Below are 25,488 nucleotides of genomic sequence, written 5' to 3'. Positions count from 1 at the left end.
ATCCCGGAAAGCCATGCTTTCCGGGATCGCCCGTACCATTCTCAGTGCTGCGCTTTGCGCGTCGCCGGCGTGGGCGGCGGCAGAGGGTGGCGGCGGGGATCGGCCTTGGCTGGACGCTGCCCGCACGCCGCAAGAGCGGGCCGCGCTGGTGGTTGCGGCAATGACGGACGAGGAGAAGCTGCGGCTGCTCCAGGGCGATACGGAACTCGATGCCAATGGCACGGGCGTCAATGCCTGTGTCGGGCATATCAGCGGCATTGCGCGCCTGGGCCTGCCAGGCCTGTGCATGGGCGATGGGCCGGCGGGCGTTGGCAACGGCATGAAAGGCGTGACCCAGTTTCCCGCGCCGGTGATGGGTGCAGCGACGTTCGATCGCGCCTTGATGCAGGCCTATGGCCAGGCGCTGGGCACTGAGCATGCCGGGAAAGGGCGCAATGTCGTCCTCGCGCCCACGATCAATATCATCCGCACGCCCAAGTGGGGCCGCCTGGCCGAAACCTTGAGCGAGGATCCCTATCTGGCCGGCCAGCTGGGCAGTGCGATCACTGCCGGTATCCAGTCCGTGGGCGTAATCGCCACGCCCAAGCACTTCGTGGCCAACAACCAGGAATGGCTGCGCCTGGGCGACGGCCCGGCCTATGCAGCGACCGACGCGCTGGTGCCCGAGCGGGCGTTGCACGAAATCTATTTCCCGGCGTTCGAGTCCGTGGTGAAGTCGGCCAGGGCCGGCTCCATCATGTGCGCCTACAACCGCGTCAATGGCCGCTATGCCTGCGAAAACCCCGCAACGCTGGGCCAGCTCAAGACCTGGGGCTTTGACGGCTTCGTGGTAGCGGACTGGTACTTTGCCCATCGCAGCACGGTGGCGGCGGTCAAGGCCGGGCTGGATATCTCGATGCCGGGCGGGGTGAGCCCGTTCGGCTTCGCCGAATTCTACGGCGTGAAGGAACTCAAGGCGGCACGCGCGCGCGGTGCCATCATCCAGGCAGACATCGACGGCATGGTGGCGCGGATCGTCACGCCGATGTTCCGCCTGGGCCTGGTCGATCGGCCGGTAACCGGCAATGCCAATGCCGACGTGCGCGATCCGGCGCATCTGGCGCTGTCGGAGCGGATCGCCGAGGAAGGCACCGTCCTGCTGCGCAACGCGCGCGGGATCTTGCCGCTGCGGCCGGGGAGAGTCGCGAGCGTGGCGGTGATCGGCGACGATGCCGGCGCCAATGTGCAGACGTCCGAACGCTATGGCGGTTTCGTCAAGACCGAGGACATCGGCGGGGTGCGGGCGCCGCTCGATGCGCTCAAAGCGGCGCTGGGACCGCGCGTTGCGGTGCGTTATGCCCGTGGCACTCTGGGCATTGCGCCGCTGCCGGCTATGCCGGCCAGCGCGTTTCACGACCTGACCGCGCGCTATTACGCGTCGCCGGACTGGAGCGGGCAGCCGGTCGTCACCCGCAAGGAAGCAACGATCGACTATGCCGAGGCAGGCCTCAAGGCGGGCGTTGCCGGGCTGCCGGCGCTGTGGTCGGCGCGCTGGACTGCGCGCTTCATCCCGCGGCACACCGGCACTTATCGCTTTTCGCTGAACGGCGGGGGCGAAATGGCGCTGACCATCGACGGCCAGCGCGTCGTCACCATTCCCAAGCAGAGCTTCCGCCTCGTCACCCACGGCACTGTCTGGCTGGAAGCGGGCAAAGCCGTCGCGCTCGACCTCGCCTATTCCAACGCGCCGACGCTGTCCGCCAACGAAGTGCGGCTGGGCTGGCAGGCGCCCGACAGCACGCTGATCGACGAAGCCGTCGCGGCCGCGAAGCAGGCGCAGGTGGCGGTGGTGTTCGTCGCCGATCACGTCTCCGAAGGGGCGGACCGCACCGACCTGCGGCTGCCGGGCGACCAGGATGCGCTGATCGAGGCCGTTGCTGCCGCCAATCCGAACACGGTGGTGGTGCTGCACACGGTCGGCCCCGTCCTGATGCCCTGGCGCGACAAAGTCGCCGGTATCCTTGCGGCCTGGTATCCCGGCGAGCAGGCCGCTGATGCAATCGCCGCGCTGCTCACCGGCAAGGCGAATCCGTCGGGCAAGCTGCCGGTGACTTTTCCGGCCGACGAAACCCATGGCCCCACCGACCAGCCCGCGCGCTATCCGGGCATCGGCACGACCGCGCGCTATGACGAAGGCATCCTGGTCGGCTATCGCTGGTACGATGCCAAGCGGATCGCGCCGCTCTATCCGTTCGGCCACGGGCTGTCCTATACCACGTTCGGCTATTCCGGCCTGACGCTGGTGCGCGACGGGCAGGGCTGGACGGTGCGCGTGAACGTGCGCAACACCGGGCGCGTCGCGGGCGACGAAGTGGCGCAACTCTATGTGGCGATGCCGGCGGCGGCGGGCGAACCCCCGCGCCAGCTCAAGGGCTTTGCCCGCGTCTCGCTGCCACCGGGTGAGGCGGCGACGGTGTCGTTTCCGCTTGCGTCACGTGACTTGTCCTATTGGGACGAAGCCGCGAAAGACTGGCGCATGGCCACGGGGACGTACCGGATCGCGGTGGGCGCGAGCTCGCGGGACATTCGCCTGGTGAGGGACTTCGATCCCGCGCGCTGACCTGCTATGGCCGGCATGAAAGGAGAGGGCGTTGTCCGAAGCCGGAATGCGGTACCTGCTGGAAGCGCTCAATGCCGGCTCGATGCGGGCGGCGGGCGACCGGCTCAACGTAGCGCCCTCTTCGATCAGCCGGCAGATCGCCCAACTGGAAAGCCAATATGGCCTGGCGCTGATCGAGAAGGGGCGGCGCGGCGTACGCCTGACCCATGCGGGCGAGATCGTCATCGCGCATTATCGCAACCAGCTGGCCGATCGCGAGGCGCTGCGTTCCAAGCTGGAGGAACTGCGGTCGGTGCGCACCGGCCACGTCACCGCGGCGATCGGCGAAGGCTTTGCCGGCAAGTCCTTCACCGGGCTGGTCAGCCAGTTTTCCGAACAGAACCCGCAGATCAGGCTGGATATCCTGACCGGCTCGACGCAGGAAATCCTGCGCATGATCGCCGATGACGAGGCGCATTTCGGCCTGGTGTTTTCCACCCCCAACGACATGAAAATCCACGTGCGCGCGGTGATCGCGCAGCCGCTGATGGCAATCATGCGGCCCGACCATCCCTTTGCCCAGAAATCCACCGTGACCATTGCCGAGCTGGCGACCGCGCCGCTCTGCCTGCCGCCGGCGAGTTTTCGCATCCGCCAGATCCTGGGCACCGCCGAAGCCAATTACAAAGTCTATCTCCAGCCGCTGATCACCTCCAATTCCATCCATGTGATGCAGGACGCGGTGCGCGCGGGGACGGCTCTGGCCATCCTGCCGCAGATTTCGGTGTGGTCGGAACTGATCGAAGGCACGATGGTGAGCGTGCCGATCTCCGACGATTCGATCGAGGAAACGACCACCAGTCTGGTCCTGCGTTCCGGCCGCCAGCTGGAAGGCGCGCCGCTGCGGCTGCTCAAGCGGATCGAGGCGCAGCTGCGCCAGTGGAACAAGCCGGTGCGGCGCGAGCGCTGAACCGACGGCGCGCGAACGTTCGTTTGATCGCAACGGTTGCGCGCAGAATTCGTCATTGAATGCAACGGCCGCCTTGGTCAGGCTGATCGCGACACAACCAGGGCCGCCAGCATGACAGATTCCGTGGACAACCCGAACGCCGATGGCGGCCTGCGCAAAGCCGATTGCCTGCTTTTGCTGCCCTTCGTGTGGCAGCTCGGCCTGGCGCCCTGGGCCAACGGGGTGAGCCTGCGGCCGCTGGGATTGCCGTTCGGCATGGCCTGGCAGATGGCGGGCATCGTGTTCGCCACGCTGGTGCTGGCGCTGCGCTATCGCATCGATCGCAAGGGCGGGGCACGCGCATGATCCTGGCGCTGATCCTGCTGATCGTGGGCGGCACCGTGGCCGGTTCAATGCTCTACGGCCGCCTCCGGCAGCAACGCGCGCGCAGCATGGAGGATTGGGCGCTAGGCGGGCGCAAGCTGGGCACGCTGGTGTTCTGGTTCCTCAATGCCGGCGAAATCTATACGACATTCGCGGTGCTGGGCATTTCAGGCTTTTCCTGGGCCTATGGCGCGCCGGCCTATCTGGCGTTCTGCTCGGTTTCGCTGGCGGCGGCGGTGGGATACTGGCTGACGCCGTTGATCCACGCCTATGGCCGCCAGCACGGCCTGGTGACGCAGGCGGATTTCTTCGCGCACCGCTATAGTGCGCGCTGGCTGGGCGTGTGCGTCGCCGCTGCCGGGCTGGTGGCGCTGGTGGTCTATGTCCAGATTCAGCTGACCGCGCTGTCGCTGGTGGTGCGGCTTGCCGCCGGGCCGCAAGTCAGCCCGGCGGCGGCGGCGCTTGTCGCGGTCGTGTTGATGCTGCTGTTCGTGTTCCTGGCCGGGCTGCGTTCGGCCGCCTTTGCCGCCGGCGTCAAGGACGTGCTCATGCTGATCGTGGTGATCGCCTTGGCAGCGACGATCGCGGACGCGGTGGGCGAGCGTTCGATCCTAGGCGTGTTCAGCGCCGTGGCGGAGCGTTTTCCCCAGGCGGTGCGCTTTCCCGGCCTCAAGCCAGAACTGGGGCTTGACGTCACCTGGCTGGTGACCTCGGCGATCAACGTGGCGCTGGGGACTTATATCTTCCCGCACATGTTTCAGCTGTGCTTTTCGGCCGACAGCGGCGACACGATCCGCCGCAATGCGGTGTTCCAGCCGATCTATTCGCTCTCGTACTTTTTCGTGATCCTGCTGGGCTTTGCCGCGCTGCTCGCCGGAACGCAGGCGCCCGGCGGCGATCCCAATGCGCTGCTGCTGGCCTTTGTGGGAGAACGCTATCCGGCCTGGATGCTTGGCCTGCTGGCCGGCACGGCATCGCTGCTGGCGCTGGTTCCGGGCGGCGTGCTGCTGCTGACCTGCGGGGCGATCTTTGGGCGCAACATCGTGCGCCCGCTGGTGCCGGCGATGGACGAGGGCCGCGAACTGCTGGTATCGCGCCTGTCGATGATCGGGTTTGCCGGCATCGCGCTTTACCTCACGCTCGGCGCCGGCGGCTCGCTGGTCGAGATCGGGCTCTCTGCCTATGCGGCGATCGGGATGCTGGCGCCGGGGGTCTATTGCGCATTCCTGCTGCGCCGGACCAGCGCGGCGGCGGTGCTGGCCGGGCTGGCGACCGGCTATGCCGTGTTGTGGGTACCGATGCTGGGAACGCTGGCCGGCCGGTGGTTTCCACACTGGGAAATGGGGCTGGTGGCGCTGATCGCCAATGCCGTGGTGACGGTGGCCGTCTCGTTGTGCAGGCCACTTCCTGCGCCGTCCGCCTGAGCGCTTCGCTTACGTTGCGCACGATGCAACGCATTCGCCCGATACGCGCCATTGTTGGAAACCTGACCCGCTGGCATCGGTCGTGATGAAAGCGGGCAACCGAGCCGGGATTCAAAAAAGCTCGGCCGGGGCGGCGCAGGTCAGGAACAAGGACGCAAGAATGGCAGTCAGCAAGCGGTCGCGGGTCAACTGGCGGGGGTACATCCCTGCGATCACGACGCCGTTCCTCGGGGAAGAGGGCCTGGACGATCAGGGCATCGGCCTGCTGCTCGAATGGCTGGTCGACCAGGGCATGCATGGCTTGGTGCTGGCCGGCACGACCGGCGAGTGGACCAGCATGACCCCGGCCGAGCGGGCGCGCCTCTTCACCGTCGCCGGCGCGCAGATGGGCAAGCGCCTGCCGCTGATCGCCGGCTGTTCCAGCTTCACCGCGCGTGAGACGATCGCCTACGCCCAGCATGCAGCGACCTGCGGCTTTGAAGGCGTGCTGATCACGCCGCCGCCCTATATCCGCCCGCGCGGCGAAGAAATCGTCGCCTTCTACGAGGAAATCGGCGCGGCGATCGATCTGCCGATCTGCGTCTACAACTGGCCGCCGGGCACGGGCGTGGACATGCCGCTCGATCTGCTGCGCCGCCTGGCCGAGATCGACGCGGTGGTGGCGATCAAGCAATCGACGCCGCGCTTCACGCATTTTGCCGAAACCTTCTTTGCGCTGCACGAGCAGGTGCGCGTGTTCGGCTTCCCGATGGACGAACTGGGCCTGACCATGCTGCGCGTCCACGGCGGCGATGGCACGATGGGTGCGGGCGGCGTGCTGGGGCGCAACCAGACCGGCTTCTACGACAAGCTCTGGGCCGGCGACGTGGAGGGCGCGCGCGAATGCGGGCGCAAGGACCGCGTGCTGATGGAGGAATGGTACACGCCAGACCTGATCGGCCGGTTCGGTTCGGGCCCCGCCATTCTCAAGGCGGCGCTCGATGCCATGGGCCTGCCCGGCGGCGCGGTGCGCAAGCCGCTGCTGGCGGTGAGCCAGGCCGATCGCGAAAGCATTGCCGCGACGCTGCGAAAGCTCGATATGATCTGACCATGGCGGCCGTACCCACCAGCTTCGATATCCTGATCGTCGGGGGCGGCCTCGTCGGTGCGGCTTCGGCCTGGCATCTGGCGAGGCTGGGGCTCAAGGTCCTGCTGGTGGAGCGCGGGCATCCCAATGCCGGCGCTTCGGGGCAGAACGCTGGCTCGCTGCATTTCCAGATCGAGCGCCGCTTCCTGGAACAGGGCGAGCAGGCTGCCGCCGACGGCGCGCGCATCGTCACGCTTAACCGCCTGGCGATCGAGGAATGGCGCGGGTTGGAAAACCTGCTGGGCCGCCCGCTCGACGTGGCCATGCACGGCGGGCTGATGGTGGCCGAAACCGAAGCGGACATGGACCTGCTCGCGTTCAAGGTGGCGCGCGAGAACGCGCTGGGCCTCGATACGCAACTGCTCGATGCCGCGCAGTTGCGCGCGCGGGCACCCTGTCTCTCGCCGGCGCTGGCCGGGGCGGCCTGGCTGGAAAGCGAAGGCCATGCCAATCCACGCATTCTGGTCGATGCCTATGCCGCTGGTGCCCAGGCGCAGGGCGCGCAGATCCGCACCGGCACGGCGGTAACCGCCATGGCCATGGCGCGCGATGGCACTTATCGTGTCACCCTCGACGGGCCCGATGGCGCGCTTGCCGTCCAGGTGCCGCGCGTCCTGCTGGCGGCGGGGCACCGGGTGCCGCACCTGGCTGGGCTGCTCGGGCTCAACGTGCCGCTCTATGCCGCGCCTCTGATGATGAGCGTGACCGACCGGACCGAGCCGGTGTTGCCCTACCTGATCCAGCATGTCGGCGCGCGGCTGTCGATGAAGCAGACCGAGGACGGCAACCTTTTGATCGGCGGCGGCTGGGCTTCCCGGCTGGCAAAGCGCGCGGACGGCACGCCCGATCTGGACCAGCCCGCGATTATGGACAGGGCGAACCTGCGCGCCAACCTGGCCGTGGCGGCGCGCGTCATGCCCCTGCTCAAGCGCCGCGCGCTGCTGCGGACCTGGACGGGCACGACCTGCATTTCGGCCGACCAGCTGCCGATCGTGGGCGAGATTGCAGCGGCGCCAGGCCTGTTCGTCGCGGCGGGCGGCTCGCTGTTCACGCTGGGCCCGGTGCTGGCGCGCCTGCTCGCGCAGACGATAGCGCAAGGAAGCGCGCAGGGGATCGGGGCCGGGCCGCTGGCGCTGTTCCAGCCGCGCCGCTTTGCCCACCTCGATGCCTTTGCGGTGCTGCCATGAAGCGGGTCGAAGACAATGTCGCGCGCCCGGCGTCGATCACGGTCCTGATCGACGGAGTCGCTTTGCGCGCCCATCCGGGTGAAACCGTCGCGGTGGCGGTTCTGGCTTCGGACACCCGGCGGTTTCGCGACGATCGCGGGGGGCGGCCGCGCGGGATGTTCTGCAACATGGGCACTTGCGCTGAATGCACCGTGTGGATCGCGCGCGGAGACGGGCCCTGGCGCCGGCTGCGGGCGTGCCTTGTCCCGGTCGAGCCGGGCCTGCGCATCGCCACCGGCGATCCGGAGGCGGCGGCATGAGCGCCTACGACGTGGCGATCGTCGGCGGCGGTCCCGCCGGGCTGGCGGCGGCCGAGCGCACACTGGCGGCCGGGCTTTCCACTTGCATCGTCGACGAGCAGCAGCGGCCGGGCGGCCAGATCCTCCGCCAGCCGCCCGCTACGTTCGCGGTGGCCGGTTGGCTGGATGGTGCGCCCTACCGCCAGGCGCGCGCCTTGCTCGCGCGCGTGGCGGCGAACAAGGCGCTCCACTGGCGGGGCGGCGTTTCGGTGCTGGGCATTGCGCCCGAGGCGGACGGTTTCGTCCTTTCCCTGTCCGATGGGTGCGAGGGCCTGCGCGACGTGCGGGCGCGGCGCGTGCTGGTGGCGGGGGGCTGCTATGACATGCCGGTGGCGCTGCCGGGCTGGACGCTGCCCGGCGTGATGAGCGCGGGCGCGGTGCAGACCCTGGTCAAGGCACAGCAGGTGCTGCCTGGCCAGCGTATCGTGCTGTTCGGCACCCATCCGCTGATGATCGTGCTGGCGCAGCAGATCGTGGCGGCGGGCGGACGGGTGGATGCGGTGTGCTTTGCCCAGCCCTTTGCCGTGATCGCCAAGGCCGCGCTGGCGCATCTGGCCCGCGCGCTGTGGACGCCCGCGCCGCTGCTGGCGGCAGCAGCCGGCCTTGCCGCGCTGCGACGTTCTGGCGTGCCGGTGCGTTTCGGCGCGCCTGTCGTGCGCTGCGAAGGATCGGACCAGGGCGTGATGCGGGTGGTGATTGCCGGCACCCACGGCGAGGAGGCCCTGGCCTGCGATGTTGCTGCCCAATGCTATGGTTTCCTGCCGCAAGCCGATCTCGTGCGGCAGATCGGCGCACGGGTGCGCTGGTCCGGTCCGGCCGGCGGCTGGGAAGCCGTGCACGATGATGCGATGCGCGCGAGCGTGCCTGGTCTTTATGTCGCGGGCGAGACGACCGGCGTGGCGGGCAGCGATGCCGCCATGGCAGAGGGCGCCCTGGCCGGGATCGGCATGGCGCGCGATGCCGGCGCCTTGGGCGAGCCGGCGGCGCAGCGTGCCATGCGCCAGGTGCGCCGCGCCCGCGCGCGGATGCAGGGCTTCATCGACCTGCTGCGGGCGGTTGCCGATCCGTGTGCCTTTCTGCCCGAGGCAGCGGGCGAAACGCTGCTGTGCCGCTGCGAGGATGTTTCCGCCGGCGCGGTCGATGCCGCGATTGCCGATGCCGGCCATCTCGGCCAGGCCTATGGTGCCAGTGCGATCAAGCTGCGCTGCCGCGCGGGCATGGGCCTGTGCCAGGGGCGCAGCTGCGAACATGCGCTGATCCGCCGCATTGCCGCTGCGCGCGGCTGTGCCGAGCGCGACGTCGCCGGGTTTCGCGCGCGCTTCCCCGCCCGCGCGGTTTCGATCGCGGACATGCTGGACGGGCCCGCATAAGCGGCACGCGGGCCCGGGATGTTGCGCGGCGCGCAACATTTTCGTTCAAGGCCCGCCATTGCAGCGCACAAGGCCCGGCTTAGGCTGACAGCCGTTCCCAGCCCGGAGATGCGCATGACCGAGCCCGCCCTTGACCGTCCCGTCTTCATCGAGGCCGACCATGTGTCATGGACGGTCCAGGATGCCGATGCCGTGGCGAAATTCTACATCGACGTGCTCGGGGCAAGCGAACTGTTCCGCATGGGGCCGATCGACGCGGCCGACATTCCGGTGGGCGCCGATGGCCGCGACTGGATGGCCGCGCACGTCAACGTGCCAGGCGCCTGCCTGCGGCTGATCATGCTCAAGCTGACGCCCAATCTCAATTTCCAGCTGGTGCAATACGACAAGCCCGCCGATCGCGGCGCCGTGCTGCCGCGCAACTGCGACTGGGGTGGCCATCACCTGGGCCTCAAGGTCGACGATGTCGAGAAGGCCGCGCGCTATCTCGCCGCTCATGGCTGCACGCCGATGGAAGTGATCGAGATCAGCGAAGGCCCGCTCGCCGGCAAGAAGAACCTCTATATTCAGGACCCGTGGGGCCACCAGCTCGAACTGGTCGATTGATCGTTGCAACCTCGCGAAAGTGTATTCGACATGACCAGCACCCGCATCAATCCCGAAACGCTCTATCCCAGCGTTCAATACGGTTTCTCCCATGCCACTCTGGATGAGGTCACCGGCACGGTGCATCTCTCCGGGCAGGTCGCCTGGGACAAGGATTACACCGTCGTCGGCGTCGGCGACGTGGGCCTTCAGGCGCGCCAGGCGCTGGCCAATATCAAGGCCGTGCTGGACTCGCTGGGCATCGGCCCGGCGCAAGTGCTGCGCCTGCGCACCTTCGTGGTAAACTACGACGTGTCGATGCTGGGCGCGATCGGTCCCGAACTGGGCGCGTTCTATGGCGGTGCCATGCCCGCTGCCAACACCATCGTCGGCGTCCAGGCGCTGGCCATGCCCGAATTCCTGATCGAGATCGAAGCGATCGCCACCATTCGGGCGTAACGCCAACCCCTGTTCTTGCGCGCGAAGGCACCGTTGCACGGCGACGGTGCCTTTGTCGTCAAGTGGTGGGAAGCGGTCATTCGTTCGCTAAGCGAAAGCACTCAGGGTTCCCGAAAAACAGGCGAGACTGGCAACGAGGTGGGCAGCCGCCGCAACACCAACGGCGCGGTAATTTTTTGTGGCTATGGCGCTGCCAATCAGTGTGCCGTACAGCGGAAACTGAGCCAGACCCACGCCGATCCCAATTGGCCCAATGCTCCGTTCGCGCAACGTCAGAAGCATAGAGAACGGGAAAAGTGCGCGAGCAGCGACATAAGAGCCGTGACCTGCTCCCCCTAACCAAACCGCAGCCACGATCGCCGCAAGCGCTATCAGAGTGCCGATTGCCGCTCCGCGCCATCCCTGCCGGTGTATCAAGGGGGAACGATCCATCGGGACTATTTTCGTCGATATGGCGATGGTCCGCAAGTGGGCGAGAGTTGCCAGCGGTAGGGGATCGAACCCACACCCGTTGCCGGGATCGCTGTTGCGATACGTCTACCAATTCCGTCACGCTGGCGGGTCTACTCTATCGTTGGATTGGGCGAGAAGACAATGTCCGCAACTGGGGCGATTCCGGACAAATAGGATATCCGCGCCTCCGCGTGCCCATAAATTCACTCGGCAGTCCGGACGCGGGCACTTTCCTAAAGCGGCAGCCTGCCTTGATCCCCACGACCTAATTTGCGCCAGCGACAATGAAAGCGGGATGGCGATCGCATTGATCCCGCGTGCCATTGCTGTGACCATCGCACCCAGGCAGCGGTTCACCCGGTGCGCGCGAAGGGCGCGCCGTGCCGCAAGCGATGCGACCGTGCGCGGCAAGACGTACGGCGCAGGCAGGAGCAGCAATAGCACGTGGCACGTGCCGTCCGGTGCGGTGGTGCCGACCGAATTGGCTCATGGGGGTTTTGATCATGAAGATGCACTATCTGACAGCGATATCGGCAGCGGCCCTCACGGCGGCGACTCTCGCGCCGACGACCGCCCTTGCGCAGGCAGCCCCGCAGGCAGACGCGTCCGACACGCTCGCGCCCAATGAAATCACCGTCACCGCGCGCAAGCGCAACGAGACGGCGCAGACCGTGGCCGACCCGATCAGCGTGGTCACCGCCGCCAAGATCGCCAATTCGGACTTGCGCACCCTGCAGGACGCCGTGCGCCTGACGCCCAACCTCGTCGTGCTCGACGGGCTCTATCCGGGGTACAAGACGGTATCGTTCCGGGGCTTCACCACCCTTGGCCGCGACGGCGAATTTCCCTTTGCCACCGTGGTGGACGGGGTGGTCCAGCCCGGCCAGATGTTCTTTCAGCAGGAACTGGTCAACGTCTCGCAGATCGAGATCCTGCGCGGGCCGCAGGGCACGCTCTATGGCGGCGGTGCGATTGCCGGCGCGATCAATATCGTGACGCGCAAGCCGACCAACGATTTCACCGGCAGTGTTTCGGCGCAATATCTCTCGGGCAACGAGAAGCGGGTGATCGGCAGCATTTCCGGCCCGATCGTGAAGGACAAGCTCTACTTCACGTTCGGTGCCACGGCTTACAAAGGCGATGGCCTGATCAAGAATCTGGCCAACCCGCTCAATGCCGATTTCGGCGAGGGCGTGACCACGCGCGGATCGCTGATCTTCACGCCGACCGCGGACTTCACGCTGGCGCTGAGCGCCTCGACCACCGACAGCAAGGTCGGCGGCCTGTGGCTGGCTCCGGTGCCAGATGTCGATTTCCGCGATACGGTGCCCAATCCCAGCGAGAACCAGCCGGGCATCGTTCGGACCAAACTGCGCGCCTATTCGCTCAAGGGCGATTGGACCATTCCCAATTTCGCCACGCTGACGGCGATCACCGCCTATTCGCGCGGGCGGGATTACACCACGGCGGACGGCGATTTCTCGGCGGCCGACAACTATACGCAGAACGTCTTCTTCCTCGACGAAACCTGGTCGCAGGAACTGCGCCTGACTTCGAACGGCGCCGGGCCGCTCAAGTGGAACGTGGGTGGCTATTATCAGGACGAGCGGCGTTTCTACACCAGCAACTATGGCTATGCCGGCAATCCGCCGGTGTTCTTCTCGCACAGCGATACCAAGCGGACCTACAAGACCTTCGCGCTGTTCGGGCAGGTTTCCTACCAGATCACCGACCGGGTCGAGCTGACCGGCGGCTTCCGTTACGACTGGGAGCACCAGACCTACGACGATCTCGATCCCGCCTCGACCGGGCCCAAGCAGCTCAAGCAGAAGTTCTCCGAACCGCAGGGCAAGGCTTCGGTATCGTACAAGTGGTCGCCCGACCTGTTCACTTATGCGAGCTATTCGCGCGGCTATCGCAAGGGTGGCTTCAACCCAAGCAGCGCGGAGATGTTCCTGACCTACAAGCCGGAAACGGCCGACAACTACGAACTGGGGTTCAAGAGCAATCTGGCCGGCAGCATGGTGACGCTGAACGGGGCGCTGTTCTACACCGATTTCCGCGGGCAACAGTTCTCCACCTCGCGCGTGGTCGAAGGCGTGGGCATCTACACCGCGATTTCGAACATCAACAAGACGCGGGTCCTGGGTGCCGAGGCGGAACTGACGATCCGGCCCACCCGCGGGCTCAGCCTGTCGGGTTCAGTCGGCTATTCCGACGTGAAGATCAAATCGTACCTGCCCGAAGACCCCGATACCTATTACGACCACGTCATTCCGCAGATCTACCGCTTCACCGCCCAGGCGGGGATCGATTATGAAGCGCCGCTGTCGGACGCATTCACGCTGGTCGTGCACGGTGACATGGCGCACCGCGGCAATGTCTATTGGGACGTGGCCAATTCGCTCGAAACCGGGCCCAAGACATTCTTCAATGCCAAAGTCACGCTGCAGCGCGGGGCCTGGGCGCTCTCCGCGATCGGCCGCAATCTCAGCAACGAGCGCACGCCGATGGCGGTGGGCGCCCACGCCTATGGCACGTCCACGCTGGCCAGCTACAACGCGCCGCGCCAGTATGGCGTGGAACTGGGCGTGAAGTTCTGATCGGGTTCGGGCCGGCGGTGGTTTTCCCCGCCGCCGGCCTTTTCCCCTAGCAGAGTATTGCCGTTGCATCGTAGAGAAACGCTCAAATGGATTGCCGCCGCGGCGCTGGTTGCGCCCGGCGCGGCGCGGGCGATGGCGGGGCATGACCATCATGCCATGGCGGCCGATGCGGCCCCCTCTGCCTTGGCGCCGCCGGCCTACACCCCCTTTGCGCCTGCGCGCCATGCGGCGCTCGATCGCCTGGTGGAGCTGATCATTCCGGCCGACACCACGCGGGGGGCAAAGGAAGCCGGGGTTACCGGCTTTATCGAGATGATGCACCAGCACTGGATGAGCCCGGAGGAACAGCGCCGCTGCGATGCCGAGCTGGATCTCGTCATGGCAGCGTTCGCGGCCGGCGGCGATCCGGCCGTGGCGCTTTACGACGGGCGGCGGTTCAAGGCGCCGACGCTGCGCAAGCTGACCGTCTATGGCTATTACACCAGCGAGATCGGCGCGACCGAGGAGCTTGATCTCAATCTTGTGCCTGGCGCCTATGACGCCTGCGCCGCATTTGGCGCAGGCGGGCGGGCGCCCGCGCTCAACGTCTGGGGCATTTCGCTCTCGCTTGATCCGGGGCCGCGCGCCGCCGATGCCGCGCCGCCGGCGATCGCCCCTGCGGCGAAGGGAGCGGCGTGATGGACGCGGACGTCATCGTCGTCGGTTCCGGTATTTCGGGTGGCTGGGCTGCCAAGGAGCTGACCGAGCGTGGTTTTTCGGTCTTGCTGCTGGAGCGCGGGCGCCATGTGGAGGCTGGCACCGATTATATCACCGAACATCTCGCGCCGTTTCAGCTGCCCTATCGCGGCTTTGGCGACCGCCGCCGCTATGCCGCGCGCAAGCCGGTGCAATCGCGACTGGTCGGTCTTTCGGATGCCAACGACCATTGGTTCGTCGATGACGTCGACAATCCCTATGCGACGCACCCGGATGCCGAATTCGCCTGGATTCGCGGCTATCATCTGGGCGGCCGTTCGATCACCTGGGGCCGCGCGTCGTTCCGCCTCAGCCCGCTGAACTTCAGCGAGGCCGGGCGTGACGGGCATGGCATCGCCTGGCCGATTACCTACGACGACCTCGCGCCCTGGTACGCGCATGTCGAGCGCTTCATCGGCGTCAACGGCGACCGTGACGGCATAGCCACGCTGCCCGATGGCGAATTCATGCCCGCGCACGGCATGAATTGCGTGGAAGAGCATGTGAAGGCGGTCCTTGCCGAGAAGTTCGCCGGGCGCCCGATGATCAACGAGCGCAGCGCGGTGCTCACCCGGCCGCTCGGCGATCGCCAGCCCTGCCACTATTGCGGCCCGTGCATTCGCGGCTGTTCGACGGGATCCTATTTCAGCAGCGAAAGTTCCACGCTGCCCGCCGCGCGCGCCACCGGCCGGCTCAAGATCATGACCGATGCGATCGTCGATTCGCTGGTCTATGATCCCGCGACAAGGCGGGCGACCGGCGTGCGGGTGATCGACGCCAAGACCAAGGCGCGCACGACGCTGGGCGCGCGCGTGGTGTTCCTCAACGCCTCCACGTTGGGGACGACGCAGATCCTGCTCAATTCGCTCGATCCTGCCAGCGGGCGCAGTTTCGCCAACCGGTCCGACGCGTTGGGCCGCTATCTGATGGATCACGTCATGGGGCCGTTCGGCCTGGCGACGATCCCCGGCTTTACCGACCGCATGCCCTGGGGCAACCGCCCGAGCGGCATCTATATTCCCCGCTTCCAGAATCTCTCGGACCAGGGCGGCGCGGATGAGCGGCCGTTCCGGCGCGGCTATGGCTATCAGGGCAGCGCCTCGCGCCAGATGTGGACGCGCGGCGGCGAGGGCGAGGACATCGGCCCCGCGCTCAAGCACCGGCTGCGTAGGCCGGGGCCGTGGCAGATGTTCATCGGCGCGATGGGCGAATGCATGCCCTATGCCGACAACCGCGCCACGCTGGGCAAGGAACTGGATCGCTGGGGCCGTCCACTGCTCGACGTGGCATTTACTTGGCACGCGAACGAGCATGCCATGGCCCAGGACATGGCTGTCGAGGCCAAGGCTATGCTGGAGAGCGCGGGCGGCACCGACATCGTCACCAGCGCCGACCTTGGGCCCGGCGGCCTGGCCATCCACGAAATGGGCACCGCGCGCATGGGGGCCGATCCGGGGCAGGCCGTGCTCGATGCGCACAACCGCTGCCACGACGCGGCCAATGTCTTTGTGACCGATGGTGCCTGCATGACCGCTTCAGCCGCGCAGAACCCGTCGCTGACTTATATGGCGCTGACCGCGCGCGCCGCTGCCTTTGCCGCGGACCAGATGAAGCAAGGAGCGCTATGATGAACCCCTTCGCGATGTCGCGCCGCAGCCTGATCGGCGGGACTGCCGCAGTGGGAGCGGCGGCCTTGCTGGGCGGCGGTGCGACGCTGGCTCGCCCGCCGCGGCGTCCTCTGGGCATCCAGCTCTATACCCTGATGACCCTGCTCGATGCCGACTTCGAAGGCACGATCGCCAAAGTGGCGGCGATGGGCTATCGCGAAGTCGAGACGCTGGGCAGCTTCGGACGCGACCCCGCATTCGTGCGCGCGGTGTTCGACCGGCATGGCCTGGTCTCGCCCTCGCAGCACATCATGCCGCCGGGCCTCTACGAAGTGTTCGACGATGGCGTGGCCGGCCGGATTGACCGGGCGACGTTCGAGCGCAAGTTCATCGAAGCCTTCGATTTCACCCGTGTTGAGGGATTGATCGATGCCTGCGCCAAGCAGGCCGGCCCGCTTGGACAGAAATACATCACCTGGCAGATCACCTGGCCGTCGCAGCTGCAATCGCTGGCGCAGATCAAGCAACTGATTGCCGCGCTCAACCGCGCCGCCGATGCCGCGCACGATCGCGGGTTCCAGCTGGCCTACCACAATCATGACCAGGAATTCCGCAAGCTGGGCGGCGATGTGCCCTATGACCTGATCCTGAAAGAGACCGACCCGGCCAGGCTGAAGTTCGAACTCGACCTGGCCTGGGCAACCAAGGCCCGGGTGGATGTGCGCGGCTATTTCGCGCGGAATCCGGGTCGGTTCCGCATGGTTCACATGAAGGACATTGCCGCAGACGGCAGCGTGCGTGATCCCGGCACGGGGATGGTCGATTTCCGCAGGATCATCCCGGCGGCCGAACGCGCGGGAGTCGAGCACTTCTTCGTGGAATACGACGTGCCGACCGACCCGCTGCGCACCGCGGCCGATGCCCAGAAGTACCTGGCGCCGCTGATGTAATCGCGGGCGCGCCGTCAGTTCTCCTCGGGTCGGCCCATCACTTCGAAACGCGCGATCCTGCCGTCGCGGAAGCGCGCGTGGGCCATGCAGACTTCCGAACCGGCGAGGCCGTCGGCGGTGAAGGTGCAGCGATAGTGGACGAAGCCCTGCGTCTCGTCGCTGAGCAAGGCGATGGGCGGCTGCAATTCCACCGTATCGGTTGCCTGGCGGATACGGGCGAAATGGGCGCTGATTTCTGTGGGCCCGGTGCCGCGCAGACCGCCATCGACCAGGAACGGGGCATCTTCGGTGAAGTGCTGCGCAAAGCCGGTCGGCGTGAAGGCGTCTTGGTGATAGGCTTCGTTCCACCACGCGAACATGCGGGCGATGGGGCTTTGCGTGCTGGTCATGGTCGCTCCGTGATGGTCAGGCGATGGCTGGCCGCGCGCGGGACACGCGATCGGCTGCGAACAGAAACACCATCGCGGCCAGCAGGGCATCGATGGTGGGGGCGTGGGTGATTTCCGCAAGACCCAGGCCGACATTGGCCACCGGCAGCGTGGAAACGCCGACGGCAATGCCGAACAGCCAGGCCAGCAGCTGTGGCACGCGGAACGCGGGCACCGGCGCGTCGACGTCGGTGTAGCGGCTGCGGCGCAGCAGGAAATCGGCGACATAGACGCCCGACATGGGCGCGATCAGCAGGCCCATGAACGTGAGCATGACGATGAAATGGCCGAGAATGTCGGCGGCCGCGAGGCATGTGCCGAGAATGCCGGCGAGGGCTGCCAATTGCCAGCGTTCCACTTTCGGGAACAGCGCCGAAAGCGCCAGTGCCGAGGCATAGAGGTTCTTGTCGTTGCTGGTCCAAGTGGCGAGGATGATGATCAGGCTGCCGGGCAGGGCAATGCCCGCCGCCAGCATCGTCGCGACAAGATCGGCGTTGTTGTAGATCGTGCCCAGCGCGGCGGCGAGGATCAGCAGCAGCGGGAAGGCCACGGCATAGTTGATCGTCATCGCCGTCACGTTGTCGCGCGAGGTCTTGAGAAAGCGGCTGAGATCGGGGTTGATCGAGCAGCCGAACACTTCGGCGCCGATCACGGTGGACACGATCATGCCGAGGCCCATGGGCTCGGCTATCGGGCGGATCGCCAGGAGCGGCTCCAGACCGTGGCGATCCAGTCCGATCCCGAGCGGCACGAGCGTGGCCAGGAGCAGCAGCGGCACGCTGACCACCGCGACTTTGCCCATGGCCTTGACGCCGATCACGGCGGTCGAGGCGATCAGCGCGCCGACCAGGACCACGCCGATCCGCTCGTCGAACTGATAGCTCAGTTGCGTCCGCAGGATGGCCGCCAGGCTCTTGACCAGGATTTGCGTCTGCAGCCCGAACCAGCAGAACGAGGAAAGCACCATCATCGCCACGATGGCGATCGACCCCTGCCGTCCGAACGTGCGCTGGATGATCATCGCCGTGGGCAGCCGCGCCACCAGCCCGATATGCCCGGTGATCACGCCCCACAGGCCCAGCAGCGCGCTGGCGATGACGATGCCGGCGGCCACGGTCGGGAAATCGGCGTGTTGCCCCAACGTGCCGCCGAACGCGAAGAACGGCACGGAAATCGAAACCCCGACCAGGACCATGGTCAGGAACGGCCAGCTGCGCAGCGCGCCGGCTTCGGGGGGACGCTCGGGATTGCGCTCGACGATGCTGGCAATCCTCTTCAACATGGGCATTCGATCGATCTCCGGCGGCCGCCAAAGCATGGCCGGCCAAGGGAATAGTGCCCCCGATCGTGTCAGATGCGTGGGCCGCGGCAAGGGTGGGCAGCGGGTCTTGCGTCAGATGCAACGACATCGGCGCTTCTTGGTCCGTTTGCGCAATATCATCGCGGTATTCGAGGGATTCATCCAGATCCGGGAAGCGCGTGCATGAAGAGATTTCGTGTGGCAGTCGATATCGGCGGCACATTTGTGGATTCGATCCTGTTCGATTCCGAAACCGGCACGACCCGGCTGGCCAAGGCATCGACCACGCCCGACGAACCCGTGCGCGGGGTACTGGCCGCGCTCGACCGGCTGGGCGTGGCGCTGTCGGATACGGAGCTGTTCGTGCACGGCACCACGCTCGGCCTCAACGCCGTGATCGAGCGGCGCGGCGTGGAAACCGGCATCATCACCAATGCCGGCTTTCGCGACATCTTCGAAATCGGCCGCGCCGATGTGCCCGCCGCTTCGATGTACGACTATCGCTATCAGCACGCGCCCAGCATCGTGGCGCGCCGGCACCGCCATGGCGTGGGCGGGCGGATCGATGCGCAGGGCATAGAGATCGAGCCGCTGGACGAAGCCGCCGTGCTCGATGCGGCACGCCTGCTGGTGGAGGCCGGCATTCGCTCGGTGGCGATCTGCTTCCTGCACAGCTATCGCAATCCCGCGCACGAGGCACGCGCGGCGGCGCTGATCCGCGCGGCCTATCCGCAACTGGCGGTCTCGGCCTCCAGCGCGATCACCCGCGAATATCGCGAGTACGAACGCACGGCGACCGCCGTGGTCGATGCCTATATCAACCCGATCTTCAACGACTATGTCGGCCGGCTGGAAAGCGGGCTGGTCGATGCGGGCTTTGCGGGCAAACTGCTGATCATGCGGTCTGCCGGCGGCGCGATGACCGCGCAGACCGCGCGCCAGGCGCCGATCTACACCGTGCTGTCGGGGCCGGCGGGTGGGCTGATCGGCGCGGGCCAGCTGGCGCGGGCGATCGGACGCAACCGGCTGCTGACACTCGATTACGGCGGCACCTCGCTCGACGCCGCCGTGATCGAGGATGGCGAGCCGCTGGTCATGCACGAGGCGCCGCTGGCCGACCTGCCGGCCCTGATCCCGATCTTCGACATCCGCTGTATCGGTGCGGGCGGCGGTTCGATTGCCTGGGTGCAGGAAGGCCTGCTCCAGGTGGGGCCGCAAAGCGCAGGCTCTCAGCCCGGGCCCATCGCCTATGGCCGGGGCGGGCAGGAGCCCACCACCACCGACGCCGCGCTGATCCTGGGCTTCCTCGATCCCGCGACGTTCCTGGGCGGCACCGTGGACCTTGACGTGCCGGCCGCGCGCCAGGGCATGCAGGATCGCGTCGCCACACCGCTCGGCATCGATATCGACCGCGCTGCCGCCGGCATCTTCGACGTGCTGGTGGCCCGCACCGCTGGCGCCATTCGCGAAATCACCGTCGAGCGGGGCCGCGATCCGCGCGACTTCTCGATGCTGGCGTTCGGCGGCGCCGGGCCGATGATCGCCCCGCTCATCGCGCGCGAGGTGATGAACGCCGAACTGATCGTGCCGCAATCCCCGGCAGTCTTCTCGGCCTGGGGCATGCTGATGTCGGACATCGTCACCGATGTGGCGCTGACCGAACTGCGCCTGCTCGAACCCGCCGCGCGAGAGGCGATCGAAGCGAAGTTTGCAACACTTGTTGAAGAAGCGCGCGGACAGCTCGAAGGCCAGACCGGCAGCAACACCGAGCGCCGCTACCTGCGCCTGGTGGAATGTCGCTATGCTGGGCAGGAGCATGCGCTGGAAATCGAACTGGGCGAAGGCGAGGATCTGGCCGCGCTGCGCACCCGCTTCGACGATCTGCATCGCGAACGCTATGGCCATGCGATCACCGGGCCGGTGCAGATCGTGACGCTGCGGGTGCGCGCCAGTGCGGTGATGCCCAAGCCGACGCTGCCGTTGATCGCCACGGCGCAAGGTCCGACCAGCGCAGCGAGCACGGGCACGCGCAATGCGTTCTGCTTCGCGCTTCGCCAGCGCACCGCCTTCACCGTCTACGAACGCGGGCGTCTGGGCGCGGGCCACCGCTTCGATGGCCCGGCCATCGTGGAAGAGGGCACGACCACCACCGTCATCCATTCCGACCAGACCGTTGCCGTGGACGAATACGGCCATCTGATCATCTTCAGCAGGGGGATCGCGTGAACCAGCCCGCACCGCTCGATGGCGCCACCATCGAAGTCATCCGCAGCTATCTCGTTTCGGCCGCAGAGGAAATGCGCCGCACGCTGATCCGCACCGCGTTCAATCCCGTGATCTACGAGGTCCTGGATTTCGGCATCTCGATCTACGACGCTGGTCTGGAACTGATCGCCGATGCGCCGGGCCTGGCGTTTTTCCTCGGCGCCAATGATTATGCGATCCGCAAGGGCGTGGCCTTTGCCGGCGCCGAGACGATGCGTCCGGGCGACATTTTCATCATGAACTATCCCTACTGGAATTCGGCGCACGCGCTGGATGCCACGCTGTTTGCGCCGGTCTTTGCCGCAGGGGACGACAAGCCCTTTGCCTATACCTGCATCCGCGCGCACTGGATGGACCTGGGCGCCAAGGATCCGGGCTATGTGCTCGATTCCACCGACATGCACCAGGAAGGCCTGATCTTTCCCGGCACCCGCATCTACAAGGATGGCGCGCCAGTGAAGGACATCATCGACATCATCAAGTTCAATTCGCGCATGCCCGGCCCGGTGATGGGCGATCTCGATGCGCAAGTGGCGGCAACGCGCACTGGGGTGGAACGGCTCAACGCCGTGCTCGCCAAGTTTGGCCGCGCCGCGTTTGACGAAGCGGTCGCCCGCATCAAGCTGGCCAGCGATGCGCTGGTCCGCCGCGCGCTTGCCGAATTGCCGCGCGGCACCTGGGAAGCGAGCGACGTGGTCGATGACGATGGCATCACCGATGATCCGGTGCCGATCCACGTGAAAGTCACGATCGACGACGATGGCCTGACCTGCGATTTCTCGGGCTCGTCGCCGGCGGTGCGCGGGCCGATCAACATTCCGATCGGCTTGACCGAAACGGTCTGCAAGTTCGTGCTCAAGTCCCTGACGTCGGCCGCCCAGCGCAACAACGCCGGTTCGTTCCGCGCGCTTCAGGTGATCGCGCCCGAAGGCAACCTGTTCCACGCGGTCTATCCCGCCGCCACGTTCACGCAGTGGCCGGCCCACCTGGCGCTGGAACTGGTCTACAAGGCGCTGGCGCAGGGCATGCCCGAGCGCATCGCGGCCTGTTCGGGTGGGGACACGCTGGGCTTCATGATGATTGGTACCGACCCCGTCACCAAAGCGATGTACGCCGTGTCGAACAACGAGCCGGTGGGTTGGGGCGGCAGCGCCGGGTTCGACGGCATCAATGCCACCAACCACATTTCCGGCAGTCTGGTGCGCAACACGCCGATCGAAGTGATCGAGATGAAGACCGGCATGATGATGGAGCAGTTCGAAATCCAGCAGGATTCGGGCGGCGCCGGACGGCAGCGCGGCGGCATGGGCACGCAGCGGGTGATTCGCTTCACCCAGGACGGCGAATTCCTCTCGATCACCAAGCGCTCCAAGGAAAAGCCCTGGGCTCTGGCCGGCGGCGAACAGCCGCAGACCAACGAGATGATCGTGCGCCTCGGGACGCCCGAGGAAAAGCGCGTGGGCACCTATCGCATGCCCGTAGCAGTGGGAGACCGCGCCATCGCGCGCGGCGCGGGCGGCGCGGGCTATGGCCGGGCGGTGGAGCGCGACCCCGCAGCGGTGCTGGCAGACGTGCGCGATGGTTATGTGTCGCGCGAGGCAGCGCAAGCGGTCTACAAGGTGGCGATCGCCGGAGACGCAGTGGACGAGGCCCAGACCGAGGCGCTGCGTGGGGCCTAGGCGTTGCGCGTGGAAACAGCGGGACCCCGGACTTGATCCGAGGTCCCGCTGTTTGAGGCGTTCCCGGCCGTTTCGGCCAATCAACCGCTGTTGAATTGGCCTAGGCCCCGGTCAGCAGCGCGCCACGGGGTAGAGCATGTGGCGCTCGTCGCGGTAGGGGGAGCGCAGATAGAACCACTTAAGCCGCGCCATGGGATCGGCGGCAAAGGCGTTGTCGGCCGCGAGCTTTGCCTGGAATTCGGTGCGCAGGTCCGGGTCGGTGGCGAGCATTTCCTCGGCCATCGGCGCCACGACATAGGCTTCGAGATATTCGACCGGGTCGAGCATTCCGGCGATCAGCCCCTGCGCGAACAGTGAATCCGCGCAGGTCGGCTCCAGCATGTGGATGGCGAGGTCGCCCAGCGGCTGGTCCGTGGTAACGAAAGCGGAACCTGGCGCAAAGCGTTCGCGGCGTCGCTCGATCTGCGCCACGCCGGCCTTGAGCGTAACGCGCCGTTCGGAGACGGCGCCGGCCACTTCGAGGTCGCATAGGCGCAGCATGTCGACTTCGATCTCGATCCAGTCGGGCGCGATGTCCATGGCGATGCCGTGGGCGCGCAGGCGGTCGAGCGCGTCGAATTCGCTTGCGGGCACCCAATAGCCGCGCGGGCGGGAAATGCGGGTGGCGGGTGTCGATCCGAACACTGGCGTTTCCACGGGCGGCAGGGGCGTGCCCAGCCAGCGCACTTCCTGCGCGCCCGATGCCGGGCTTTCGTAGAACTTCGAGGCAATGGGGTGGAAGGTGATCGTGCGCACCGGCGCGGGCGCCATGTCCCAGGCCAGAATCGGCTCCGGCTCGCGCCGGGCGCGATCGGCCGCCAGCGCAGCGCGCAAGTCTGCGCCATGCATCACGGCTACGCGCAGCGATGCTTCGAGCAGCGCATAAGTGCCGAGCACGCGCCGGCGCACGGTTTTGAGCGAATGGTTCTCCACCAGCACCGTCGGGATATGGCGCAAGTCTCCATATCCATGGGAGAAGCGGGGCGGGAAGGCGGGCAGCATCAGGCCCAGCTCCGGCCGGCGGTCGTCGGCCGCAAGGATCAGCGGGCCGGGAGCATGGCCCTGCGCCTGCATATGCGCATCCACTTGCGGGCGATAGGTCTGCTCCAGCCAAGCGCTGATTTGCGGAGAGGCGGAATAGAGCGGGTCCTGGAAACCGAAAGTGATGTCGTACTGGTAATCGAGCCCGTCCGTCACGTGCATGTCGATGAACAGGTCGGGATCGATCTGGGTCAGCAGCCGCAGGATGGCGCGGATTTCCGGCGACTGTGCCTTGACGAAATCGCGGTTGAGATTGAGCCCCTGCGCCGACGCCCGCCAGCCCTGTACATTGGGCCCGCGCTGGTTGGGGCGGCTATAGGCAGAGCGTCGTTCGTGGCCATCGGGATTGAGCACTGGCACGAAATACCAGTCGCAGCCGACGATCAGGTCCGTCTTGCCGCCCAGCGCGATGTCGCGCAGCAGCATGAGGCTGGCATCCTTGCCGTCGATCTCGCCGGGGTGGATGCCGCATTCGCTCAGGACGCGGATCGGTTCCGCTGCTGCGAAGAGGTCCGGCCGCTGCCCCTGCAAGCGGGCCGCGATGCGCCGATGATCGGTGCTGGCCACCACCAGCATCAGCGGCAGGCTTTCGGCCGACAGCCCGTAATCGTAGAGGCGGACCAGCGGTGACGCGTCTGCCAGCCGAGCGAGCCATGCCAGGGTTTCGGAATACGTTGGGGTCGTATCGAAATCCGAGCGTTCCGCCGGCGAGACCCAGGGATCGTCTTCGGGCCGGATCAGCGCTTCGCTGGCGCCGCTCCAGGGCTGGACGGGCGGCAGCGGCGCGCGCCATTCGGATGGCCAGTATGCGGGCTTCACGTTCTCGTCCTTTTCGCGCATGTCCGCCTCGCAGTCTAGGCCGCGTTCATTGCGCGCGCGGGGCGATCTCGTTGCGCGATCAGTGCGTCCAGCTGCGCATCTTGGCTTCGAGCACGGTCAGCAGCTTGGCGGGCGCGCCTTCCAGATGGCGGCCGAGGCGGGTGATGAGGTGGACCGAGACGGGATCGGCCTCGGTCTCCTCGAATGGGATGGCCACCAGCCGGCGGGCGGACACTTCCCCGAACGCTGCGATCTGCGGCAGCACGGTGGCAAAGCGTCCCTCGGCCGCAAGATCGCGCATCATCGCGATCGAGGAGGTGGTCTGCGCGGGTTCGAGATGGATGCCCGCCACCGCTTCCATCTGGCCCACAATCTGGCGGATGCGAAACCCCCGGGGCGGCAGGCACAAGTCGTGCTGGGCCAGATCGGCGATCGTGACGGTGTTCTTGCGCGTCAGCGGGTGCGAGGGATGGACCATGATCATCAGCGGCTGGGCCAGCGAGAGCCGCACCCGCACTTTGGGTTCTGGCTCGATCTGGAGCACCAGGCCGATGTGCATTTCGTCGTCCTGGACCATGCGCACGATCTCGCTGGTCGAGCCGACATGGGTTTCGATGCGCAGGCCGGGGTTCCTGCTGTGGAACGCGTCGATCGTCTGGAAGAACGCGCTCGACAGGAAACCTTCGCCCACCGCCAGGCGGATGGAGCCCTTGCGCACGCCGCGCAAGTCCTGGATCTTGGTGCGCAGGCTGTCCAGTTCCGCGATCTGGGTGCGGTGAAAGTCGTAAGTCAGCTCGCCCGCCTCGGTGAGCTTGACCGAGCGCCGGCCTTTCTCGATCAGGTTGACGCCGAGATAACCTTCCAGCTGGACGATCTGCCGGCTGATCGAGGAGACGGCGACGCCCAGTTTCTCGCTGGCCAGCCGCATCGAGCCCTGGTTCGCGGCCTCGTAGAAATAGCGCATTGCCACATCCATCAACATCGGCGCCTCCATCACCCCACGCATTGCCCGGCAACGCGTCTGCCGCAGTGCAGGATAGCGGGTGCGCCGGGCGGCAGGCACGGGCCAGAATGGACAGGATCGTGCATATTCGGCCAGTCACGGCCCAGCGCGCGCTTGCAGCGCCGCGCGCCGGGGCGTTAGTGTCCGCCCCATGCGGATTCTCCTG

At 66.7% G+C, this 25,488-nt stretch carries 20 protein-coding genes and 1 tRNA gene; 16 read left to right on the top strand and 5 right to left on the bottom strand.

Annotation, left to right across the window (positions count from 1 at the left end; all coding sequences use genetic code 11):
* Positions 1 to 13: 13 nt before the first annotated feature.
* From R9J51_RS16070 to R9J51_RS16025, 10 genes are all read left to right on the top strand, one after another.
* On the top strand, positions 14 to 2,599 hold the full coding sequence (locus tag R9J51_RS16070; RefSeq protein WP_179505065.1) for a glycoside hydrolase family 3 C-terminal domain-containing protein: 2,586 nt from the start codon (positions 14 to 16) through the stop codon (positions 2,597 to 2,599).
* A gap of 31 nt (positions 2,600 to 2,630) precedes the next feature.
* The gene (locus R9J51_RS16065; RefSeq protein WP_432787582.1) at positions 2,631 to 3,548 is read left to right on the top strand and encodes a LysR family transcriptional regulator; all 918 of its coding nucleotides are present in this window, start codon (positions 2,631 to 2,633) and stop codon (positions 3,546 to 3,548) included.
* A 111-nt stretch (positions 3,549 to 3,659) separates the two neighbouring features.
* Positions 3,660 to 3,893, top strand: coding sequence for a DUF3311 domain-containing protein (locus tag R9J51_RS16060; protein WP_168555337.1), 234 nt, complete (start codon positions 3,660 to 3,662; stop codon positions 3,891 to 3,893).
* A complete protein-coding gene (locus tag R9J51_RS16055; RefSeq protein WP_179505064.1) occupies positions 3,890 to 5,335 on the top strand; it encodes a sodium:solute symporter family protein in 1,446 nt (481 codons plus the stop codon). Before R9J51_RS16060 ends, R9J51_RS16055 begins: the two co-directional genes overlap by 4 nt.
* 160 nt (positions 5,336 to 5,495) lie before the next feature.
* Positions 5,496 to 6,422: a dihydrodipicolinate synthase family protein gene (locus R9J51_RS16050; RefSeq protein WP_168555335.1), complete on the top strand. Its 927-nt coding sequence runs from the start codon at positions 5,496 to 5,498 to the stop codon at positions 6,420 to 6,422.
* A gap of 2 nt (positions 6,423 to 6,424) precedes the next feature.
* The gene (locus R9J51_RS16045; protein WP_179505063.1) at positions 6,425 to 7,648 is read left to right on the top strand and encodes an FAD-dependent oxidoreductase; all 1,224 of its coding nucleotides are present in this window, start codon (positions 6,425 to 6,427) and stop codon (positions 7,646 to 7,648) included.
* Positions 7,645 to 7,947 (top strand): (2Fe-2S)-binding protein, encoded by a 303-nt coding sequence (locus tag R9J51_RS16040; protein ID WP_179505062.1) that lies wholly within the window; start codon positions 7,645 to 7,647, stop codon positions 7,945 to 7,947. Before R9J51_RS16045 ends, R9J51_RS16040 begins: the two co-directional genes overlap by 4 nt.
* Positions 7,944 to 9,356: an FAD-dependent oxidoreductase gene (locus R9J51_RS16035; protein ID WP_179505061.1), complete on the top strand. Its 1,413-nt coding sequence runs from the start codon at positions 7,944 to 7,946 to the stop codon at positions 9,354 to 9,356. The genes R9J51_RS16040 and R9J51_RS16035 overlap by 4 nt, the downstream gene beginning before the upstream one ends.
* Before the next feature lie 114 nt (positions 9,357 to 9,470).
* Positions 9,471 to 9,962, top strand: a complete 492-nt coding sequence (locus R9J51_RS16030; RefSeq protein ID WP_169474780.1) for a VOC family protein — start codon at positions 9,471 to 9,473, stop codon at positions 9,960 to 9,962.
* A 30-nt stretch (positions 9,963 to 9,992) separates the two neighbouring features.
* The gene (locus tag R9J51_RS16025; protein WP_179505060.1) at positions 9,993 to 10,400 is read left to right on the top strand and encodes a RidA family protein; all 408 of its coding nucleotides are present in this window, start codon (positions 9,993 to 9,995) and stop codon (positions 10,398 to 10,400) included.
* A 480-nt stretch (positions 10,401 to 10,880) separates the two neighbouring features.
* Here the strand turns inward: R9J51_RS16025 and R9J51_RS16020 are convergent.
* Positions 10,881 to 10,959 (bottom strand) — tRNA-OTHER (locus R9J51_RS16020).
* A gap of 397 nt (positions 10,960 to 11,356) precedes the next feature.
* On the opposite strand from R9J51_RS16020, the gene R9J51_RS16015 reads away from it, so the two are divergent.
* The 4 genes from R9J51_RS16015 (at position 11,357) to R9J51_RS16000 (ending at position 16,748) form a co-directional block, all read left to right on the top strand.
* Complete coding sequence (locus R9J51_RS16015) at positions 11,357 to 13,456, top strand: TonB-dependent receptor (protein WP_179505059.1); 2,100 nt, start codon at positions 11,357 to 11,359, stop codon at positions 13,454 to 13,456.
* A 63-nt stretch (positions 13,457 to 13,519) separates the two neighbouring features.
* Positions 13,520 to 14,134 (top strand): gluconate 2-dehydrogenase subunit 3 family protein, encoded by a 615-nt coding sequence (locus tag R9J51_RS16010; RefSeq protein WP_179505058.1) that lies wholly within the window; start codon positions 13,520 to 13,522, stop codon positions 14,132 to 14,134.
* Positions 14,134 to 15,819, top strand: coding sequence for a GMC family oxidoreductase (locus R9J51_RS16005; RefSeq protein ID WP_179505057.1), 1,686 nt, complete (start codon positions 14,134 to 14,136; stop codon positions 15,817 to 15,819). The genes R9J51_RS16010 and R9J51_RS16005 overlap by 1 nt, the downstream gene beginning before the upstream one ends.
* A complete protein-coding gene (locus R9J51_RS16000) occupies positions 15,816 to 16,748 on the top strand; it encodes a sugar phosphate isomerase/epimerase family protein (RefSeq protein WP_179505056.1) in 933 nt (310 codons plus the stop codon). Before R9J51_RS16005 ends, R9J51_RS16000 begins: the two co-directional genes overlap by 4 nt.
* A gap of 14 nt (positions 16,749 to 16,762) precedes the next feature.
* Here R9J51_RS16000 and R9J51_RS15995 read toward each other — a convergent pair whose 3' ends face one another.
* Positions 16,763 to 17,137: a nuclear transport factor 2 family protein gene (locus R9J51_RS15995; protein WP_179505055.1), complete on the bottom strand. Its 375-nt coding sequence runs from the start codon at positions 17,135 to 17,137 to the stop codon at positions 16,763 to 16,765.
* A 16-nt stretch (positions 17,138 to 17,153) separates the two neighbouring features.
* Entirely contained in the window at positions 17,154 to 18,458 is a 1,305-nt protein-coding gene (locus R9J51_RS15990) for a cytosine permease (protein WP_179505054.1), read from the bottom strand.
* A 201-nt stretch (positions 18,459 to 18,659) separates the two neighbouring features.
* On the opposite strand from R9J51_RS15990, the gene R9J51_RS15985 reads away from it, so the two are divergent.
* Both R9J51_RS15985 and R9J51_RS15980 read left to right on the top strand, forming a co-directional pair.
* A complete protein-coding gene (locus R9J51_RS15985; protein WP_179562262.1) occupies positions 18,660 to 20,702 on the top strand; it encodes a hydantoinase/oxoprolinase family protein in 2,043 nt (680 codons plus the stop codon).
* The gene (locus tag R9J51_RS15980; protein WP_179562250.1) at positions 20,699 to 22,420 is read left to right on the top strand and encodes a hydantoinase B/oxoprolinase family protein; all 1,722 of its coding nucleotides are present in this window, start codon (positions 20,699 to 20,701) and stop codon (positions 22,418 to 22,420) included. The genes R9J51_RS15985 and R9J51_RS15980 overlap by 4 nt, the downstream gene beginning before the upstream one ends.
* A gap of 111 nt (positions 22,421 to 22,531) precedes the next feature.
* Here the strand turns inward: R9J51_RS15980 and R9J51_RS15975 are convergent, their stop codons facing one another.
* Positions 22,532 to 24,340 (bottom strand): M14 family metallopeptidase, encoded by a 1,809-nt coding sequence (locus R9J51_RS15975; RefSeq protein WP_179505052.1) that lies wholly within the window; start codon positions 24,338 to 24,340, stop codon positions 22,532 to 22,534.
* A gap of 58 nt (positions 24,341 to 24,398) precedes the next feature.
* A complete protein-coding gene (locus R9J51_RS15970; protein ID WP_432787579.1) occupies positions 24,399 to 25,301 on the bottom strand; it encodes a LysR family transcriptional regulator in 903 nt (300 codons plus the stop codon).
* Between the last annotated feature and the right edge of the window lie 187 nt (positions 25,302 to 25,488).

Source organism: Novosphingobium rhizosphaerae (assembly GCF_050920675.1).
GTDB classification, from domain to species: Bacteria; Pseudomonadota; Alphaproteobacteria; order Sphingomonadales; family Sphingomonadaceae; genus Novosphingobium; species Novosphingobium rhizosphaerae.
This window is presented reverse-complemented; position numbering and strand designations above follow the sequence as displayed.

Bases quoted from the DNA above. Each gene is read 5' to 3' on its own strand.
- R9J51_RS16070 (WP_179505065.1), top strand. From the start codon at position 14: ATGCTTTCCGGGATCGCCCGTACCATTCTCAGTGCTGCGCTTTGCGCG.
- R9J51_RS16060 (WP_168555337.1), top strand. From the start codon at position 3,660: ATGACAGATTCCGTGGACAACCCGAACGCCGATGGCGGCCTGCGCAAA.
- R9J51_RS16055 (WP_179505064.1), top strand. From the start codon at position 3,890: ATGATCCTGGCGCTGATCCTGCTGATCGTGGGCGGCACCGTGGCCGGT.
- R9J51_RS16050 (WP_168555335.1), top strand. From the start codon at position 5,496: ATGGCAGTCAGCAAGCGGTCGCGGGTCAACTGGCGGGGGTACATCCCT.
- R9J51_RS16045 (WP_179505063.1), top strand. From the start codon at position 6,425: ATGGCGGCCGTACCCACCAGCTTCGATATCCTGATCGTCGGGGGCGGC.
- R9J51_RS16040 (WP_179505062.1), top strand. From the start codon at position 7,645: ATGAAGCGGGTCGAAGACAATGTCGCGCGCCCGGCGTCGATCACGGTC.
- R9J51_RS16035 (WP_179505061.1), top strand. From the start codon at position 7,944: ATGAGCGCCTACGACGTGGCGATCGTCGGCGGCGGTCCCGCCGGGCTG.
- R9J51_RS16030 (WP_169474780.1), top strand. From the start codon at position 9,471: ATGACCGAGCCCGCCCTTGACCGTCCCGTCTTCATCGAGGCCGACCAT.
- R9J51_RS16025 (WP_179505060.1), top strand. From the start codon at position 9,993: ATGACCAGCACCCGCATCAATCCCGAAACGCTCTATCCCAGCGTTCAA.
- R9J51_RS16015 (WP_179505059.1), top strand. From the start codon at position 11,357: ATGAAGATGCACTATCTGACAGCGATATCGGCAGCGGCCCTCACGGCG.
- R9J51_RS16005 (WP_179505057.1), top strand. From the start codon at position 14,134: ATGGACGCGGACGTCATCGTCGTCGGTTCCGGTATTTCGGGTGGCTGG.
- R9J51_RS16000 (WP_179505056.1), top strand. From the start codon at position 15,816: ATGATGAACCCCTTCGCGATGTCGCGCCGCAGCCTGATCGGCGGGACT.
- R9J51_RS15995 (WP_179505055.1), bottom strand. From the start codon at position 17,137: ATGACCAGCACGCAAAGCCCCATCGCCCGCATGTTCGCGTGGTGGAAC.
- R9J51_RS15990 (WP_179505054.1), bottom strand. From the start codon at position 18,458: ATGTTGAAGAGGATTGCCAGCATCGTCGAGCGCAATCCCGAGCGTCCC.
- R9J51_RS15985 (WP_179562262.1), top strand. From the start codon at position 18,660: ATGAAGAGATTTCGTGTGGCAGTCGATATCGGCGGCACATTTGTGGAT.
- R9J51_RS15975 (WP_179505052.1), bottom strand. From the start codon at position 24,340: ATGCGCGAAAAGGACGAGAACGTGAAGCCCGCATACTGGCCATCCGAA.
- R9J51_RS15970 (WP_432787579.1), bottom strand. From the start codon at position 25,301: ATGTTGATGGATGTGGCAATGCGCTATTTCTACGAGGCCGCGAACCAG.